General features: G+C 61.0%; 1 protein-coding gene. It reads left to right on the top strand.

Features of this window, described 5'->3' with window-relative positions; genetic code table 11:
• Positions 1-107: 107 nt before the first annotated feature.
• A partial coding sequence (locus tag AC1D1X_RS24730) for an LOG family protein (RefSeq protein ID WP_477699544.1) occupies positions 108-799 on the top strand: 692 nt, incomplete at its 3' end.

The following is a 799-nucleotide window of genomic DNA, read 5'->3' as shown; positions in this document are numbered from 1 at the left end:
CTGCCTCTTTCATCTCCCTCAAAAGGCTCCTTACGGAGCCTTTTTGCTTTGCGCGGCCTCCAGTCCCCGAAAAGCACCCTCCCCACCTGATCGTTCACAATAAGCTTATGGAACAAAAACAAGATTTATCCGTCAGCCGCCTGGCCAACGCCTGGGCTGAACTGCAGGCCCATGCACGGGAAGGCACACCGCTGGAGGCCGACGCCTCACGGCTGGCATTTGCCGACCCGGAGTTTTTGCTGCGGCGTGAAACACGCGGGATCCGCTTCCAGCTGGAACTGCTCAAGCCCGACCTGGAACAGCAGGCCCATGGCATTGAAAATACCGTGGTCGTTTTCGGCAGCGCCAGGTTTCGCAGCGAGGAAGATTCCGTCACCATGGTGGCCGAAGCCGAGGCAGGCGGGGATGCCGAAACCATAGACCGCGCGCGCAAACTGGCCCGCAATGCCCACTATTACGAAAAAGCCCGCGCCTTCGGCAAGCTCGTGGCGCAGTACAGCGAGACAAAACCGCCCGAGACCAAGCTCTTCATCTGCACCGGCGGCGGCCCGGGCATCATGCAGGCGGCCAACCGGGGTGCGCACGAGGCCGGCGGGCTCAGTGTGGGCCTGGCGATCGCCCTGCCCATGGAAGAAGCGGCCAACCCTTATGTGCCGCCTGAGCTGTCATTCAAATTCCACTACTTCGCGCTGCGCAAGATGCACTTCATGATGCGCGCCAAGGCGCTTGTGGTGTTTCCGGGTGGTTTCGGCACGCTCGACGAACTGTTTGAAGTCATCACGCTGGTACAGACCCGCAA

It is taken from the genome of Polaromonas sp. P1_G4 (genome assembly GCF_056405475.1).
This window is presented reverse-complemented; position numbering and strand designations above follow the sequence as displayed.